The sequence below is a fragment of the Terriglobia bacterium genome (assembly GCA_036496425.1).
Taxonomy (GTDB): Bacteria; Acidobacteriota; Terriglobia; order 20CM-2-55-15; family 20CM-2-55-15; genus 20CM-2-55-15.
Map to the genome: position 1 here is coordinate 1 of DASXLG010000067.1, position 17,381 is coordinate 17,381.

General features: G+C 56.7%; 13 protein-coding genes. 8 read left to right on the top strand and 5 right to left on the bottom strand.

Annotated features, from left to right (window positions below; all coding sequences use genetic code 11):
• Window positions 1-61 precede the first annotated feature (61 nt).
• Window positions 62-1,510: an SDR family oxidoreductase gene (locus VGK48_04270; GenBank protein ID HEY2380378.1), complete on the bottom strand. Its 1,449-nt coding sequence runs from the start codon at window positions 1,508-1,510 to the stop codon at window positions 62-64.
• Window positions 1,511-1,862: 352 nt separating this feature from the next.
• On the opposite strand from VGK48_04270, the gene VGK48_04275 reads away from it, so the two are divergent.
• Both VGK48_04275 and VGK48_04280 read left to right on the top strand, forming a co-directional pair.
• Window positions 1,863-3,923, top strand: coding sequence for an adenylate/guanylate cyclase domain-containing protein (locus tag VGK48_04275; GenBank protein HEY2380379.1), 2,061 nt, complete (start codon window positions 1,863-1,865; stop codon window positions 3,921-3,923).
• Window positions 3,904-5,073, top strand: coding sequence for a M48 family metalloprotease (locus VGK48_04280; GenBank protein ID HEY2380380.1), 1,170 nt, complete (start codon window positions 3,904-3,906; stop codon window positions 5,071-5,073). The genes VGK48_04275 and VGK48_04280 overlap by 20 nt, the downstream gene beginning before the upstream one ends.
• A 124-nt stretch (window positions 5,074-5,197) precedes the next feature.
• Here VGK48_04280 and pyk read toward each other — a convergent pair whose 3' ends face one another.
• Together pyk and VGK48_04290 are read right to left on the bottom strand one after the other, a co-directional pair.
• On the bottom strand, window positions 5,198-6,607 hold the full coding sequence (gene pyk, locus VGK48_04285; GenBank protein ID HEY2380381.1) for a pyruvate kinase: 1,410 nt from the start codon (window positions 6,605-6,607) through the stop codon (window positions 5,198-5,200).
• Entirely contained in the window at window positions 6,604-8,547 is a 1,944-nt protein-coding gene (locus tag VGK48_04290; GenBank protein HEY2380382.1) for a tetratricopeptide repeat protein, read from the bottom strand. The genes pyk and VGK48_04290 overlap by 4 nt, the downstream gene beginning before the upstream one ends.
• Window positions 8,548-8,714: 167 nt before the next feature.
• Between VGK48_04290 and VGK48_04295 the strand changes: the two genes are divergently transcribed.
• The 5 genes from VGK48_04295 to VGK48_04315 all read left to right on the top strand — a co-directional run bounded on the left by VGK48_04295 (window position 8,715) and on the right by VGK48_04315 (window position 14,723).
• Complete coding sequence (locus VGK48_04295) at window positions 8,715-9,401, top strand: succinate dehydrogenase cytochrome b subunit (protein HEY2380383.1); 687 nt, start codon at window positions 8,715-8,717, stop codon at window positions 9,399-9,401.
• A 2-nt stretch (window positions 9,402-9,403) separates the two neighbouring features.
• Window positions 9,404-11,317: a fumarate reductase/succinate dehydrogenase flavoprotein subunit gene (locus tag VGK48_04300; GenBank protein HEY2380384.1), complete on the top strand. Its 1,914-nt coding sequence runs from the start codon at window positions 9,404-9,406 to the stop codon at window positions 11,315-11,317.
• A 41-nt stretch (window positions 11,318-11,358) separates the two neighbouring features.
• Window positions 11,359-12,129 (top strand): succinate dehydrogenase/fumarate reductase iron-sulfur subunit, encoded by a 771-nt coding sequence (locus VGK48_04305; GenBank protein ID HEY2380385.1) that lies wholly within the window; start codon window positions 11,359-11,361, stop codon window positions 12,127-12,129.
• A gap of 126 nt (window positions 12,130-12,255) precedes the next feature.
• Window positions 12,256-13,572, top strand: coding sequence for an inositol-3-phosphate synthase (locus VGK48_04310; protein HEY2380386.1), 1,317 nt, complete (start codon window positions 12,256-12,258; stop codon window positions 13,570-13,572).
• A gap of 107 nt (window positions 13,573-13,679) precedes the next feature.
• Window positions 13,680-14,723, top strand: coding sequence for a hypothetical protein (locus VGK48_04315; GenBank protein ID HEY2380387.1), 1,044 nt, complete (start codon window positions 13,680-13,682; stop codon window positions 14,721-14,723).
• A gap of 62 nt (window positions 14,724-14,785) precedes the next feature.
• Here VGK48_04315 and VGK48_04320 read toward each other — a convergent pair whose 3' ends face one another.
• Entirely contained in the window at window positions 14,786-15,637 is an 852-nt protein-coding gene (locus VGK48_04320; GenBank protein HEY2380388.1) for a mechanosensitive ion channel family protein, read from the bottom strand.
• A gap of 32 nt (window positions 15,638-15,669) precedes the next feature.
• Between VGK48_04320 and VGK48_04325 the strand changes: the two genes are divergently transcribed.
• The gene (locus VGK48_04325) at window positions 15,670-16,971 is read left to right on the top strand and encodes a glucose-1-phosphate adenylyltransferase (GenBank protein HEY2380389.1); all 1,302 of its coding nucleotides are present in this window, start codon (window positions 15,670-15,672) and stop codon (window positions 16,969-16,971) included.
• Window positions 16,972-17,012: 41 nt separating this feature from the next.
• On the opposite strand, the gene VGK48_04330 is transcribed toward VGK48_04325, so the two are convergent.
• On the bottom strand, window positions 17,013-17,381 hold a 369-nt coding region (locus VGK48_04330), incomplete at its 5' end, for a hypothetical protein (protein ID HEY2380390.1).

Here is a 17,381-nt window from a genome sequence, read left to right on the forward strand (position 1 = left end):
CTGTTGGGGTTCTATCCAGAATGATCATGACTCTCTTCTATCGTTACAGGCCTGTACTCGCTCAGGCGGCACGGTCATTTACTTTCCTCGCGGCAGTGCGGCAGATGCCGCGAAGCATCCCTGCAAACACCAGCTTATGAAGCGGATACAGCGAGTGCCAATAAAGAAGACCAGAAAGGCCGAGAGGGTCGAAGATCGCCGTCTGTCGAATGATCGAGCCGGTTGCCGCGCGGCTTACCTCAAACTCCAGCCATGCGCGTCCAGGCAGGTTCATTTCGGAAGCCAGCTTCAGGAGGTGGTCCGGCTCGAATGCTTCCACGCGCCAGAAATCGACGTGATCCCCCGGCACCAGCGATTCCGGATTCCGGCGGCCTCGCCGTAGTCCGGGACCACCAAGAATCAGATCAACGAATCCCCGCAGCGTCCAGAGCCAGTCTGCATAATACCAGCCGGTTTTTCCACCGATCCGGCGAACTGGAGCAAAGACGGACGTGCGATCCAGAGCGACTTCCATCGTGCGGGAATCCACGATGCGAGTACCAAAGCGCCGCCCGCCCCAGATTCTAGTGTTGCTGGAAGACGACAGCGCGTTGGACCATCGGGTCACGGCGAACTCGTGATCTTCGTTTTCCAGCGCGCGGCTTATGGCTTCACGGATGCCGCGAGGGCGAATCTGAAAGACGTTGAGCGCCGATGTGTCTCTCACGACTGTGGGATTGCGAAGGCTGTCGATCAGCTTGCGCCCGACCCGGGCATATATCGGCGTTACCAAACCTAGCCACAGACTCGACAGACGCGGTGTCAGCACGGGAACGGACATGATGACGCGGCGAAGTCTCCGCTGGCTCGCATACTCTTTGATGATCTCCCCGTAGGAAACCACGTCGGCGCCGCCGATCTCAAATACTCGACTCTCCTTCACCGGCAACCCTGCTGCAGCAACGAGGTAGGCGATGATGTCTTCTATAGCAATTGGTTGCGTCGGCACCGAAACCCATCGCGGCGCAATCATAACCGGCAATCGTTCCGTCAGCGCACGTACCAATTCAAAGGAAAGGCTCCCGGACCCAATGACGATGGAAGCGCGGAATTCAACGACCGGAACCTTGTGATTGCGGAGGATCTTGCTGACCTCGTGCCTGCTCCTCAAGTGTGAAGACAGTTCCCGGCCTTCTTCACCAAGACCTCCGAGGTAAACGATCTTTCCGACTCCACACTCGGCGGCCGCGCGCCCGAAGTTCGCGGCAGCGATTCTGTCATCTTCTTCGAAATTGCCGGCCGAGCCCATCGAGTGAACAAGGTAATAGGCGACGTCGGTGCCTTTTAACGCCGCCGGCAGTGTCGCGTAACGAAGGGCATCGCCGCCCACAATTTCCGTTCTCGCTGCAACCCTTTTCGCCAGGTACTCGGGCTTGCGCGCCATGCACCTGACGCTGTAGTTCCCCTCTTCGAACGCCTTCAGCAGCCGTCCGCCCACATACCCCGTGGCTCCGGTTAGAAGGATTTTCATAGATGATTCAGTAGCATCAGCTCGTCAGGATGGGGATCCAGGTAAACCTGATCCGCGAAGTACGCGACTTCATATTTCCTGACGTAGTAGTGAAATCTAACGTCTGCCCCTCCGAAAATGCATCGGCCTGATGCCCTCCTGGCGCGTAGGAAACGTAATCCGCCCGAATCTGCCCAAAATGCGTTCCTGGGCCTCTCGCGAAATTCCGGGCTGATGGTCCTGTTCTTCTACTTCAGAATATGCCGGGGAGGTTCTCAAACGGTCGACAATTTCCATACGGTCAGCCGAGTCCATTCCCAACCTTCGGAGTGGATCCGGGTCAATCGGCTTTCCGTATTAAAGGGCCAGGACCGTGACCGGCTCGAATCTGAACGATCCCTTCGAACTCATTATCCCGGCCTGGCGAGGTCCCAGATATAATTCAACGCTGGACTACAGCATGACTTTGCGCAAACTCGCCATCGGTTTGGCCATTGCGGCAGGTTCCTTCGCATGCGCGTTTTTCCTTTCGCGTACGAGTTTTTTCACGACGATGGAATGGAAGATCTACGATCTCGAGTTCCGGCGGCTGGGGAATCATCCGGAGCGGGCGAGCAAGGATATCGTGCTGGTGAAGATCGACGACTTGAGCGTCGAACGCATGGCCGAAAACGATTTCGGCCGGTTCCCATGGCCGCGCGACACCTACGCCGTGTTGCTCGACTATTTAGCCCGTGCCCGGCCCAAGATCGTTGTGTTCGATATCCTTTTGATCGAAGAAGATAAAAGCAAGGTCGGCGACCGGTCGGGCGCCGACGCCGATGAGGAATTCGCTGCGGCGACAAAGAAGTCCGGCAATGTGATCCATTCGATCGACGTTAATGACTCCGGCGCCCGCCCTCTCGCTTCTAAAACGGTTGTGCCTGCGTTTCACCTTCCTCCAACGATCGAAGAACACACGACGGTGCAGCTGCCCTTCCCGGCGCTCGCCGAAGGGAGCCGCGCCCTTGGACACACGTTCTTCATCCTGGATGCGGATGGACCGGTACGAAGGGCGGTGCCGTTTGTCCGGCATGACGGCGTGTTTTATCCGTCGCTCGCCGTCGCCGCCGCCATGCTGGCGTTGAACGTTTCGCCGCAGGAAGTATCGATGGATGCGGCGGGATTACATCTCGGCTCCCGCGTCATTCCTTTATTCGATGCGGACCAGGAATACATCGAAAAGGTCCATGCGCGTCACATTCTCATTCCTTATAAAGGCTCCGCGTACCTTAACGAGCAACGGACGACGACAACCTACCGCAGTTATCGATTTTGGGATTTATTCCTGTCCGAACTCGAGCTGCGCGACGGCAAGAAACCACCGGAGGTCGATCCCTCGATCTTTCGCGACAAAATCGTTTTTGTCGGGACCACTGCGGCCGGCTTGCACGACATCTTTCCGACGCCGTACGGCGATGAAGGGGCGATGCCGGGTATCCAGATCCATGCGTCGGTGCTGGATGGGATACTGAATGACAGCTTCATCCGCCGCGCATCCGCGCGGTCTTCATTCATCCTGCTTTCGCTCACGGCGCTGGCCATGGGATTGACCGGCGTATCGCTCAGCATGTGGTGGACGATTCCGGCAGCGCTCGCCATCGGCGGCATCGATGCCGGATGGGCAGGGTACTCTTTTCAGCGCGGAGTCTGGCAGCCATTCGTCCCGGCCGGCTTGACTGTTTTAATTGCGGAATTCTCGACGGTCGCTTACAAATATTTGATCGAGGATCGCGCCAAGCGTCAGATCCAATCCTTGTTTTCGCGGTTCGTTTCGCCCGATGTCGTCAAGGAGCTGATCCACGATCCATCGAAAGCGCGGCTCGGAGGTCATCGACGGGAAATGAGTGTTTTGTTCTCCGACATTCGCGGATTTACGACGCTCTCCGAAGCCGGAAGCCCCGAAGCCGTCATCGACCAGCTCAATGAATATTTTTCGCACATGGTCGAACTTCTTTTCAGGCATAAAGGCACGCTCGACAAGTTTGTAGGCGATATGATCATGGCTCTGTTCAATGCGCCGACCAACGACCCCGAACATGCCGATCATGCGGTCCAGATGGGATTATCGATGCTGCGGGAATTGGAAAACCTGAATCGAAAATGGGCGGGCGAAGGAAGGCCGCGATTCGATATCGGGATCGGTATCAATACCGGAGATATGATCGCCGGCATGGTCGGCTCCGAAGACACCCTGAGCTATACCGTCATCGGCGATAATGTAAATCTGGGGTCGAGGCTGGAATCGCTGAATAAGGAATACAAGAGCCATATCATCATCAGCGAAGCGACCTACCGGAAGCTGAAAGGCACTTACAACGTCTCGCCGCTGGGGTCGGTCAAAGTCAAAGGCAAAACACACGAGGTTGCAATCTATGAAGTCCATCCGAATTAAAATTCTCGTTCTGGCGGCCAGTCTCATGGGTTTTGCTCCGGTTGCACATGCGCAGCTGAAGGGTGTACTCGGTGGCCTCAAGAAGGTTGAGGATGTGAAAGACAAAACCGAGAAGAATTTTGACGTCACGCCGGAGGAGGAAGCCCAGATCGGCGCCCAGGTCAGCGCCAACGTTCGTCAAAAGTACGGAGTCGTTCAGGATCCGGAAATTCACAAATACGTCGCGCTTGTCGGAACGACTCTGGCTCACAGAACGGAAAGCACGGTAACCTGGCATTTCATCGTATTGGATACCGATGGAGTCAACGCCTTTGCGGCCCCAGGTGGTTACATCCACATCACGCGCGGGGCGCTTTCATTGCTTAAAAACGAATCCGAATTGGCCGGAGTTCTTGGACACGAATTGATCCACGTCACGAAGCGGCATGCCATAAACAGCCTGCGCGCCACTAAGGGATCCCAATTTGCACAACAGAAGACGGGAGTAAAAGACGACCCGGCGCTAATACAGCGAATGGCCGATGAGTTGACCAAAATCGTCCTGGCCGGCTATGGCAGGGATCAGGAGCTCGAATCGGATTCACAAGGCTTCGCTCTTGCCGCAAAGGCCGGCTATGACCCTGCCGGTCTGCGAAAATTCCTCGGCGCGCTTAACGATCGGAACAAAGACTCTCAAGCAAAGCAGGGACTGTTTGCCTCGCATCCCGAGATGCAGGAACGGCTCGATAAACTCGATGCGGCTATCACGAAAGACAAGTCCGGTTCGACCGCGGTGTTGGCCGAGCGCTTCGGAATGCGTGTAAAGTACGCGGCTGTGGATCTCGGCAAGATTGCGGTCGTTGCGGACGGAACCAAGGGCCTCACGGATGACAGCAGCAGCGACAACAGCAAAAAAGACGACGCGGACAAGAAAGACGACAAGAAAAGCGACGACAAAAAACCCAGCCGGTTCAGTCTCGGCGGATTGAAGAATGCCACGAGCGGCGGCAACGATAGTAAGCAGAGTGCTTCCGTCAGCGGTTCGGGCGGATCTCGAGGCGTCGATCGCGAGCTGAATGCGAAAGGCGGCAGCAATCCGGCGGCGGTCGCAGTTATGATTACCGACGCGGAGCTTGCGGCATTCATCCGTGAAGGAAATCTGCACGGATAGGCCGGGCCAACCAAACGTTTTAGCCGCAGATGACGCGGATGACGCAGATGGGGCGCTTCCAAAGTTCGTTTTTGCGCCCCATCTGCGTCATCCGCGTCATCTGCGGCTAAAACGTTTCCCGTAATTACTCCACAGTCTCAACTTTGATGAAGTTTGTCTTCCCCGCAACGTGCAGGGGGGCCCCGCCGGTAATCACAACGTGCTGGCCCGGTTCGATGTGGCCGGCGCGGCGGGCAGCGTCGATCGAGAAACGAATCATGTCGTCCATGGTGTCCGCCGATGGGATCGACAGCGGAATCACGCCCCAGCAGAGGGACAGGAAATCGAGCGTGGCTTCGTTCGGCGTGGTTGCGATGACCGGCATCAGGGGTCGAAACCGGGAGACCCGGCTGGCCGTGGATCCCGACCAGGTCGGCGTGATGATCGCGGCGGCGCCCACCTCCTTGGCGATGAAGTAGCTCGAGCTGCTGATGGCGTCTTCCGTAACCGGCTCGACCGGAAGATTCTCGAACTTGAGCGTATCGAGCGAATCCTCGGCCGCGCGTGCAATGCGGTCCATCATCATGACGGCTTCCGCCGGATACTTCCCTGCCGCTGTTTCTTCGGACAGCATGACGGCATCGGCTCCATCGAGAATAGCGTTGGCCACATCGTTAACTTCCGCGCGCGTCGGACGCGGATTGTCGACCATATGCAGGAGCATCTGCGTCGCGGTGATGACGGGTTTCCCAAGCGCGTTGCATTTATGAATGATCGCCTTCTGGACCAGCGGCACCTTTTCGAGATCGATCTCCACGCCAAGGTCGCCGCGAGCCACCATGACCGCCTGCGAAACCGCGACGATACTGTCGATGTTATCGACTGCCGCATGCTTTTCGATTTTTGCGACGATCGGAATTTTCCCGCCATGCCCTTCGAGGATCTCTCGACAAGCGAGGATATCGGCAGCCTTGCGGACAAAGCTCAAAGCGATCGCATCGACGCCTTCTTCAAGACCGATAACAATGTCCTGGCGATCTTTCGGGGTCAGCGATTCCACATGCACTTCCGACGCCGGCAGGTTGACGCCTTTATGGGAGCTCAGCGGTCCGCCGACGATCACACGGCAATGAATGTCCGGGCCGGCAATCTTCTCGACACGCAGTTCGATGTTGCCGTCGGCGAGAAGAATCGGATGGCCGGCCTTCACGTCATCCACCATCGTCTTCAATGAAACCGAGGCGCGGCGGGCGTCGCCCTGAACCGTGCCGGTGGTGAGCGTGAAATCCTGCCCCGGCTGGAGCTGGACCACGCCGTTGCCGATGATTCCGATACGAATCTTGGGCCCCTGCAGGTCCTGCAGGATCGCGACGGGCTTGTTCAAGGCCTTCCGGACACGTTTGACCTTTCGCACAAGGTCCCGCTGATACTCCGGCGTGCCGTGGGAAAAGTTGAGCCGCGCGACGTTCATTCCCGCCGCGATCAGTCTGGCGATCATGTCCTCGCTGTCGGACGCGGGACCGATCGTACAAACGATCTTCGTGCGGCGGATCATTTCGAATCCTTCCGGGAATTCAAGCGGTCGAGCGTGGCTTTGATTTCGGGTGAATCCGGCCGGATGCGCTGGGCTTCCTCGCCTGCCGCGATGGCTTCTTTCACGTGCCCCATCTTTTCGTATGCGGCGGAAAGCAGCGTATAGGCATCGAAGGCGCGGGGATCGACCTCGAGCGCGCGGCTGAGGTTATCGATGGCGGTGCCGGTGTCTCCCTGGTCGAGATAAGTCCGGCCTCGCTCGACGAGCACCGTCAGATTCAATGGATTGAGCTGCAGCGCGCGATCGTAGTTATCCTGAGCTTCCTTCATCTCGTGGCGGCGGACGTAATAGTTCGCGGCATTCGCGTAGACGGCCTCATTCTCCGGATCGGTCTTCATCGCCTGTTGCAGCAGCGGCAGAGCCTGCCCGGCGCGGCCTGAGTCCTGATAGATAATCGCAAGGTTGTTCATCGCCTCGAAACTCAACGGGCTTGCCTTGATTGCACGCTGATACAGATCGGCGGCTTTGGCGGTTTCACCGAGCCGGTCATACATCCAGCCGAGGTTGTAGAGATACGTGGCGTTATTGGGTTCGAGGTTCACAGCCGCTTCCATCAGTTGGATGATCCTTTGCGGATCCGGCTTGGATGCCCCGAGCGCGAGGCTGGCGAGACGCGACACCGGTTCGCCGCTCCGGGGATAAAGGTCGCGAGCCTGTTCGGCATAGTGTGTCGCGTCGGAAATACGGCCGAGACGCTGATATGAGGTGCCGATGGTCAGGAGCGCATCGTAATTCCTGGGATCGTCGTCGAGAACCTTCCCTGCTTCTTCGGCCGCCTTCGTGTAGAGTCCGGGCTCGTAGATTCCCGCGTATCTGAAAATGAAAGAACGGACGAGATGATCGGCCTTCGGTAGCAGGTCCTCAAGACGCGCGAGGATAAAGTAGTCCTGCTCGAGCCGCTCGGCGCGATAGGCGTTTTCCCAGTGCTTGACGTCGCCGGTGATGGCGGCGAGAGCGACCTCGGCGGAGAGCTTATGCAAAAGACCGGCGGAGGCGCGCTGGAAGCTGGCGATCGCTTGATCCGTCTGGCCGGTCATCCAGTAGGCCTTGCCGAGTTCGAGATCGAATGGAGCCGCTCCCGCTTGCCCGGCAGCGGCATCGATCGCGGCCTGGTAACGGCCGACCTTCACCAGGTTTTTCACCAACTGAGGTATCACCTCGGTTTTTGAAGGATCGCGCTTGAGAGCGAGCTGCGCCTCCAGAACAGAACGCTCCAGGTCCTCGCGATCCGCCTGAATTCTGTATTCGTATGCCCGGACAAATTGGCTTTGCGCCAGGAAAAACCGGACGGCGAGATCCTGGACAGGCTTCGACACCTTCGGATTGCGATCCAGTTCGGCTTTGAATTTATCCGGCTGTGCTCCGTCAAAGTAGATGTGCATCAAAAGGTCGGAAACGGCGGGACTGTCCGGTTCGAGTTCGCGAGCCTTCAGCGCGGCCTTCTCCGCCTGATCAAAGCTCTGTTCCTGCCACTCGGCGCGCCCGAGTGCAATCCACGCTTCTCCTGAACGCTTTTCGATTTCCGTGGCGCGCCTGGCCTCATCGGCAGCCTTCGAGGCATCGCCGAGCTCTATATAAGAGGATGCCAGACCGATCCAGGGATCGGACTCCTTGGGCCGGTCCTTGACGGCCTCCTCGAATTCCTTGATCGCCGCCTTATACAGGTGAAGCTTCAGGTAGGCGGCTCCCAGATACGAGTGAGCTTCCGGGCCGCGCTTCCCGGAGTCGGGAATGTCTCTTAAGGTCTGCAAAGCCGCGAGATAGTTTTCGGTGAATAGCTGCGAACGGCCTTTGGCTAACTGGTAATCCGTCTTACCGGGCCTATTCAATAAGGATAGGAGGAATGCGGCGCCCACCAGCATGAAGAGCAATGCGGCGCCCAGGACGACAAAACGTTTCATATTCAAGTGGAAGAATACAGGTTTTGGCCGCAGATTACGCGGATTAAGCAGATGGGGCGCCCCATCTGCGTAATCCGCGTAATCTGCGGCCAAACAAAAACACAAAAACGTGCTATTCCCGTTCTAGAATGGTGGGTTTGGTAAGGCACTGTCAGTGAGGTAGAACAATGAGCACTGTTATTGCAAATACTCCATTAATGAAAGTGACGCGATTTTACGAATCCACGATCGGCAAGAAGGCCATCATGGCGGTGACCGGTCTGATTCTGTTCGGGTTTCTGATCGCGCACATGCTCGGCAACCTGCAAATCTTTTTAGGATCGGCGGTTATGGACCATTACGCCGAGACGCTGCACAGCACCGTGGAACTCCTGTGGCCCGTCCGGATCGTTCTCCTTATTTCCGTTGTTCTTCACATCTGGGCCTCGATTTCGCTTTCCAAAGTCAAGCGCGACGCGCGCCCGGTCGCATATGTGAAGCACACGAACATTACGTCGAGCTGGGCCTCGCGCACCATGATGCTTAGCGGACCGATCATCGCGGCATTTGTCGTGTTTCATCTGCTGCACCTGACGACAGGCACCATCCAACCGGCTCCCTTCCTACCGCTCCATGCCTACGAAAACCTCGTGGGCGGCTTCGCCGTCGCGTGGGTCGCGCTGCTGTACATCGCCGTAATGATTTTCATCGGCTTCCACCTGAGCCATGGTATCTGGAGCATGTTCCAGTCGATCGGGTTCAACCATCCGCGCTATACGCCCGCGATCAAGAAGTTTGCGGCCATCTTCTCGTGGATTCTAATTGCCGGCTTCATTTCAGTCCCGCTCGCGGTGCTGACAGGATTGGTGAGGTAAGAATGGAACTGAAATCGAAAACCCCTACAGGACCCATTGAACAGCGCTGGGACAATCACCGGTTCAACATCAAGCTGGTCAACCCCGCAAATAAGCGGAAGTACAGCGTGATTATCGTTGGCTCCGGACTGGCAGGCGCATCCGCCTCCGCGACCATGGCCGAACTCGGTTACAACGTCAAGTGCTTCTGCTTTCAGGACAGCCCCCGGCGGGCGCACAGCATCGCCGCGCAAGGCGGCATCAACGCTGCGAAAAACTATCAGAACGACGGCGACAGCGTTTACCGGTTGTTCTACGACACCGTAAAGGGCGGCGATTTCCGTTCCCGCGAATCGAATGTTTACCGGCTGGCGCAGATCAGCGTGAACATCATCGATCAATGCGTGGCGCAAGGCGTGCCGTTCGCCCGCGAATACGGCGGCTTGCTGGCAAACCGGTCTTTCGGCGGGGCGCAGGTCTCGCGTACGTTCTATGCCCGCGGTCAGACGGGACAGCAGCTTCTGCTTGGAGCCTACCAGGCATTACTGCGTCAGGTGGCTGGCGGCAAAGTCCAGATGTTCCCGCGCACCGAGATGCTGGACCTGATCGTTATCGACGGCAAGGCACGCGGCATCGTGGCGCGCAATCTGATCACCGGAAAAATCGAATCGCATCTCGCGGACGCCGTTGTCCTGGGCACGGGCGGATACGGAAATGTTTTTTACCTTTCAACCAATGCCAAAGGATCGAACTGTACCGCCATCTGGCGCGCCTACAAGCGAGGCGCGGCCATGGCCAATCCTTGTTATACCCAGATCCATCCGACTTGCATTCCGGTCAGCGGCGAATATCAGTCGAAGTTGACATTGATGAGCGAATCGCTGCGGAACGATGGAAGAATCTGGGTGCCGAAGAAAAAAGGCGATACCCGCTCTCCGGAACAGATTCCCGAAGACGAACGCGATTACTACCTCGAACGCAAATACCCCAGCTTCGGCAACCTTGTTCCGCGCGATGTCGCATCGCGAAATGCGAAGTCCGCCTGCGATGAGGGACGCGGCGTGGGCGAGCAAGGACTTGGCGTCTACCTGGATTTCTCGGACGCGATCAAGCGGCTCGGAAAACAGAGCATCCGCGAGCGTTACGGCAACCTCTTCGACATGTACGAGCGGATTACCGGAGACAATCCTTACAACGTTCCGATGCGGATCTACCCCGCCATTCATTACACGATGGGCGGCCTGTGGGTCGACTACAACCTGATGACAACCATCCCCGGTCTGTTTGCTGTCGGCGAAGCCAATTTTTCCGACCACGGCGCCAACCGCCTCGGGGCAAGCGCGCTGATGCAGGGGCTGGCGGACGGTTATTTCATCCTTCCCTACACCATCGGCGATTATCTGGCCAACACAAAGCTCGAGAAGGCGGATGCCTCGAACCCTGCGGCACGGGAAGCCGAGAAGGGAGTGAACGAGGTAACGCGGCGGTTGCTGGAGATCCGCGGGAAAAGGACGGTGACATCGTTCCATCGGGAACTCGGAAAGCTCGTCTGGGACGATTGCGGCATGGCCCGCACCGAAGCAGGCCTGAAAAAAGCCCTTCAGCGCGTGCCCGAACTCCGCGACGAGTTCTGGAAGAACGTTAACGTACTCGGCGGCGGCGAGGAACTCAACCAGGCGCTCGAAAATGCCGGGCGCGTCGCAGACTTCCTTGAATTCGGCGAATTGATGTGTCTCGATGCTTTGCAACGCAACGAATCGTGCGGCGGCCACTTCCGGGAGGAATTTCAGACGCCCGAGGGCGAAGCGTTGCGGGACGATGACAATTACTCCTACGTCGCAGCCTGGGAATATGGCGGTCCCGGTAAACCGCCCATCCTTAATAAAGAACCCCTGACATTCGAATATGTCCATCCCTCGCAACGGAGTTACAAATGAGCGGCGCGAATGCAAGCCCGACAGGGAGCAGCCATAAACTAATGAAACTGACTCTGCACATCTGGCGGCAAAAAAGTCCCAACCACATCGGCCGCATGGTCCAGTACGAGCATGCGAATGTGAACCCGCATATGTCGTTTCTGGAAATGCTCGATGTGTTGAATGAAGAACTCATTGCGAAGGGTGAAGAACCGGTCGCTTTCGACCACGATTGCCGTGAAGGCATCTGCGGTTCCTGTGGATTCATGGTCAATGGCGTTGCGCACGGGCCGCAACCCGCGACAACCGTGTGTCAGTTACATATGCGCCATTTCAAAGATGGCGACGTGCTCTACCTGGAACCGTGGCGGGCACGGGCTTTTCCGGTCATTAAAGATCTGGTGGTGGATCGCAGCGCGTTCGACCGGATCATCACCGCCGGTGGTTACGTATCGGCTTCGACCGGAAGTGCGCAGGATGCGAACAACATTCTGATTCCCAAAAGGGACGCCGACCTCGCGATGGATGCCGCCGCCTGCATCGGCTGCGGCGCCTGCGTGGCCGCCTGCCCGAATGCGGCATCCGCGCTGTTTACCGGCGCCAAGATCAGCCACCTCAGCCTGCTTCCGCAGGGCCAGCCGGAGCGATTCAAGCGCGCTCTCGGCATGGTCGCGCAGGTGAAACAGGAACTCTTCGGCAGTTGCACGAACATCGGCGAATGCGAAGCCGTCTGCCCGAAGGAAATCAAGCTCGAGGTCATCGCCAGGATGAACCGGGATTATTTGAAGGCAAGCTGGACGGAGCGTCCGGAGATTACCAGAGGGGACGATTAAGCGCGGCTCTATTGGAGATTCGAAATTGGAAGTTCGAAATTGGAAATCGGAAATCCAATCTCCAATTTCGAATTTCCAATTTCGAATCTCCAATAGGTATTATTAGCGGGTTTCAATGGAGGTAAAGTGGTAAAGAAAGGTGTCAAGATCGAGGAACCGTCCGGAAAGCTGGGAGTTCTGATTCCCGGAATGGGCGCAGTCAGCACGACGTTCATCGCAGGTGTCGAAGCGATCAAAAAGAAGATCGCACAGCCCATCGGCTCCCTGACTCAACTCGGAACAATCCGCCTCGGAAAACGGACGGAGCGCCGGGTTCCCAAGATCAGCGACTTTGTTTCCCTGGCCGGTCTGAACGATCTCGTCTTTGGCGGCTGGGATATCTACAACGACAATTGCTTCGAAAGCGCAACGAAGGCCGGCGTGCTCGAAAAGACGCTGCTCGATACCGTGCGTCCCGAAATTGAGAAAATCAAACCCTGGAAAGCCGTTTTCAGCCAGGATTACGTCAAAAGACTGCACGGCCCCAACGTCAAATCCGGCAAGAACAAAATGGAACTTGCCGAACAGGTGATGGACGATATCGAGCAATTCCGCAAAACCAACAATCTTTCGCGCATGGTCATGATCTGGTGCGGCAGCACCGAGGTCTTCATGAAGCCCGAAGCGGCTCACGCAACGGTTGCCTCTTTCGAGCAGGCGCTTCGCGACAACGATCCCGCGATCGCGCCGAGCATGGTTTACGCTTACGCCGCGCTCTGCAAGAAGATTCCGTTTGCCAACGGCGCTCCGAATCTCACGGTGGACGTGCCCGCGCTCATCCAGTTGGCGCAGGAGAAGGGCGTACCGATCTGCGGTAAGGATTTCAAGACCGGCCAGACTTTAATGAAGACCATCCTGGCGCCGGGGCTGAAATCCAGAATGCTCGGATTGAATGGCTGGTTTTCGACGAACATCCTCGGGAACCGCGACGGCGAGGTCCTGGACGATCCGGACTCCTTTAAAACAAAGGAAGAAAGCAAACTCTCGGTGCTGGACCAGATTCTGCAGCCCGACCTCTATCCGGACCTCTATAAGGATTTCACGCACAAAGTGCGCATTCACTACTACCCGCCGCGGGGAGACAACAAAGAAGGCTGGGACAATATCGACATCTACGGGTGGCTCGGTTATCCCATGCAGATCAAGATTAATTTTCTGTGCCGCGACAGCATCCTGGCAGCGCCGATCGTCCTCGATCTGGTCCTGTTTATGGACCTGGCGCAGCGCTGTGGAATGCGCGGCATTCAGGAATGGCTGAGTTTTTACTTCAAGAGTCCGATGCACGCCGCGGGCCTGTATCCCGAGCACGACCTCTTCATACAATTGATGAAGCTGAAGAACACATTACGGTATCTGAAGGGCGAGGACTTGATTACACACCTCGGTATGGAGTATTACGACTGACGAAATAGTGGCACGCAATTGATTGCCTGCCCGATAAGGATTCGATTAGTATTTGTCCCTACTGTAGAGCGAAATCCCTTGGAGTGTCTGAGGAGGTCAACTTTCAAATGAGACGAACCGGTTATCTGGGAGTATCCCTGGTATTGATCCTTATCCTGGTGGCCTCTGCGCTGCCTGGGTTCGGTCAGGCTGCCGCCGCACAGCCGCGAGCGAAGACACAGCCTGAGTACAACGCGTACCTCGCTCTGTACAACGAGAAGGATTTCGCGAAGAAGGCGGAATTGGGCGAAAAGTTCCTGACGGACTTCAAAGAGTCGGACTTCGTGCCTAATGCGTACAAAATGATCATCCAATCCTACTCCCAGACGAAAAGCTGGCAGAAGGTGATCGATATAGCGGACAAGGCTGCGGCGCTTCCGAATGCAGACAATACCTTGAAAGCCTATGCCGCTGCCAACGCCATGGTCGCGGCCCAGAACATGAACAATGCCGACAAGGTCATCGCTTACGGCGAAAAGGTTCTGGCTATTGATCCTAATGATCTGAATACGCTGATCACGCTCTCCGCGGTCATCCCCCAAAAGTACCCGGGCGATCAGGCCCAGCTTGACAAAGCTGCGGGCATGGCGAACAAAGCCCTCGCCGGCCTTCAGCCGATGATCAATCAGGCAACACCGCAGCAGAAACCGCAGATGGTCCAGATCGACGGGGCCCTGCACAGGACTCTGGGACTCATTGCCTTCAACGAGAAGGACACCACGAAGTCCATCCAGGAATACCAGGCGGCCATCAAGGACAACATGAAGGACGACACCGCGCATTATTTCCTGGCGTTCGACTACATGTCGCTGATGGGGCAGGCTTCAAAAGCCTATCTGGCCGCAATCGAGGATGAAAAGACCGCCATCGCCGCGAAGGCCGATCAACCTACAATGGACGACTTGAAAGCGAAAACCGCCGGCCACGCGGAAGAAGTGCAAAAATTCCGTGACATGGTCATTGATGAACTTGCACTGGCTGTCGCCATCAACGGCCCCGAGGCGGCGAATGCCAAAACGGAACTCACGAAACAGTGGACGGCCAAGAACAACGACACCACCGGCATGGACGACTTCGTCAACCAGAAGAAAGCCATGGTCAACGGGCAATAAGAAATGGAAACGTCTCCCTATTTCCGCGAACTACAGCGGAAATAGGGAGACGTTTCCATTTCTTATGCCTTCCGGCTGATCTTCATTTCCTGGGTACTCTTGTCCGTAAACGCGATTCCCTCCCGGCTGAAACCGTCCTTCACTCTGCGGCGCCATTCCCGCAAAACCTCGGCATTCTTGAACGGCGGTGTTTTCACGATAGACCGGATGGTAATACCGGACTCGTCGAGCTTCTCCACTCCCAGTACGGTTGGCTGCTCCGAAAGGCGTTCCGGCCAATCCTGATATAGCTGCATATTGATGCCCTTCAACACATCGAATACCTTTGAGAGTTCCTGGCTCTGCGGCACGGTCACATCGAGCACCGCACGGGCCCAGTCTTTCGTCATGACCGTGACATTCTGAATGTTCCCGTTCGGAACGATGTAAACCTGGCCTTCCAGATTTCTCAACACCGTCGCTCGCAGAGACATTTGCTCAACCACACCGTTGAAATCGCCGATCTTGGCTACATCTCCAACTCCGAATTGGTCCTCAAACAGGATAAAGAATCCGGAAATGACATCCTTGACGAGACTCTGCGCCCCAAACCCCACAGCCAGGCCCACGATGCCGGCACCCGCGAGGACCGGCCCGATGTTGTACCCCAGTTCGGAACAGATCGTCAGCGCGAGGACGAGAATGATGATTCCCTTGCTTACGCTGCGAATGATTTGCCGGAGCGTTTCGGTGCGCTGTTCGATCCGGGCAACGCCAACCACGTCTGCTGACGGAATAATCAAACGCAATCGGTTCAGAGCGGAGTCGATCAGGCGCAGAATGACATAGCCGAGGATGAGAAGGCCGCTGATGCGAACGGCTGAGAAAAATAAAACCTGGTAGGGTCCGTAGATCTCACGCAGCAACTGAAGCATGTTTCGGGGCTTAGTGTATCATGGGGGAAAATATGGTCCGAAAATCGAGAAACAATCCGTCTCATGTTCTATCGATCATCCTGGCAGGTGGCGCCGGAAAACGTCTCTTCCCTTTGACTCAGGACCGGTCCAAGCCGGCCGTGCCGCTCGGAGGCAAGTACCGTCTGATCGATGTTCCGATCAGCAATTGTCTCAACTCCGGACTGAAGAAGATCTTCGTCCTCACCCAGTTCAATTCGGCATCGCTTAACCGGCACGTCGCCAACACCTACCGCTTCGATCCGTTCGCGGAGGGTTTCACCGAAGTTCTGGCGGCCGAACAGACGATGACGAATCCCAACTGGTTTCAGGGCACGGCCGACGCGGTGCGGCAGCATCTGCACCGATTCACCGACCGTGAGAACGACTACCAGCTGATCCTTTCCGGCGATCAATTGTACCGGATGAATTACGGAAAACTCCTTGAGAGTCATTGGAGGCGCGGCGCGGACGTCACGATCTGCGTCATTCCGAAAAGCCAGGCGCAAGCATCGAGCTTTGGACTGTTAAAGCTGGGCAGTGACGGGCGGGTCGAACAATTCAGGGAGAAGCCGAAGGGCGAGGCATTGAACGAAATGCGGACGGATACGGCGGCTCTCGGCCTGAGCGCCGAAGAGGCTGCCAGGAGGCCCTACGTCGCATCGATGGGCATCTACCTGTTCAAGAAGAGCGCACTGATTGATCTGCTGGCCGATGCGACGATGATCGATTTCGGGTATCAGGTGATACCGAAGGCGATCGAGAAATATGACGTCTACGGATATCTTTTCGACGACTACTGGGAAGACCTCGGAACCGTCGAAGCGTTCTACCGGGCCAACATGGACCTCACCGGCAGCGCCCCTCACTTTGACTTTCATGATATGACCGCTCCAATCTATACGCACGCGCGGTTTTTACCCTCAACCCGTGTGGAAAAATGTGAGATTCGGGAATCCATCATTTCCGAGGGCTCGATCCTGCGGGGCGCCAGGATCTTTAACTGCGTCGTCGGTATTCGAAGCCAGGTGGACGAAGACGCCACACTGGAACAGGTGATGATAATGGGCGCGGATTATTACGAGGATGAGGACGATTTCGATTACAACCGGCAACTCGGAATCCCCAATATCGGGATAGGAAAGGGCTCGATCATCCGAAAAGCCATCATCGACAAGAACGCGCACATCGGCGAGAACGTGCGAATATTGAATGAGCAGCGGGCCCAGAATCTGGACGGCGCCGGATATTACATTCGCGACGGCATCGTGATGGTCCCGAAGAACGGCATCATTCAAAGCGGAACAATCGTGTAGCCGCAGATGGGGCCCATCTGCGTCATCCGCGTCATCTGCGGCTAATCGTTCTCCGGATTGGTCGCGTGGCAGGTCAAACAGGTCACCGGCCCCTTCAACTTCTCCTTGGCGCCGAATTCGTCGCTGTTGAGCCGGGCAACCCACTTCTTCATGAGGTCCACCATGAAGTCTTTGTTCTTCTCGAGGTCATCGACCATCGGATTACGCATCTTGGGGATCTTGCTGAAATCGATATCCTTCGACATGTGGCAGTCGGTGCACCAGACGCGTCCGTTCTCGGGATCCTTGAGCGGTGATTTCCAGCTCGGGTTCGGATGCTTGTTCTGCGGGGTGCTGTAGAGCGCCTCCACCCACATGTGCATGAAATAAGCCTTCACGATCGGTGGTATCTTTGGCTGGTCGGCCGCCAC

Excerpts from the sequence above, each read along its gene's own strand:
- VGK48_04270 (HEY2380378.1), bottom strand. The coding sequence starts at position 1,510 with ATGAAAATCCTTCTAACCGGAGCCACGGGGTATGTGGGCGGACGGCTG.
- pyk (HEY2380381.1), bottom strand. The coding sequence starts at position 6,607 with ATGATCCGCCGCACGAAGATCGTTTGTACGATCGGTCCCGCGTCCGAC.
- VGK48_04320 (HEY2380388.1), bottom strand. The coding sequence starts at position 15,637 with ATGCTTCAGTTGCTGCGTGAGATCTACGGACCCTACCAGGTTTTATTT.
- VGK48_04280 (HEY2380380.1), top strand. The coding sequence starts at position 3,904 with ATGAAGTCCATCCGAATTAAAATTCTCGTTCTGGCGGCCAGTCTCATG.
- VGK48_04305 (HEY2380385.1), top strand. The coding sequence starts at position 11,359 with ATGAAACTGACTCTGCACATCTGGCGGCAAAAAAGTCCCAACCACATC.
- VGK48_04325 (HEY2380389.1), top strand. The coding sequence starts at position 15,670 with ATGGTCCGAAAATCGAGAAACAATCCGTCTCATGTTCTATCGATCATC.
- VGK48_04290 (HEY2380382.1), bottom strand. The coding sequence starts at position 8,547 with ATGAAACGTTTTGTCGTCCTGGGCGCCGCATTGCTCTTCATGCTGGTG.
- VGK48_04295 (HEY2380383.1), top strand. The coding sequence starts at position 8,715 with ATGAGCACTGTTATTGCAAATACTCCATTAATGAAAGTGACGCGATTT.
- VGK48_04300 (HEY2380384.1), top strand. The coding sequence starts at position 9,404 with ATGGAACTGAAATCGAAAACCCCTACAGGACCCATTGAACAGCGCTGG.
- VGK48_04315 (HEY2380387.1), top strand. The coding sequence starts at position 13,680 with ATGAGACGAACCGGTTATCTGGGAGTATCCCTGGTATTGATCCTTATC.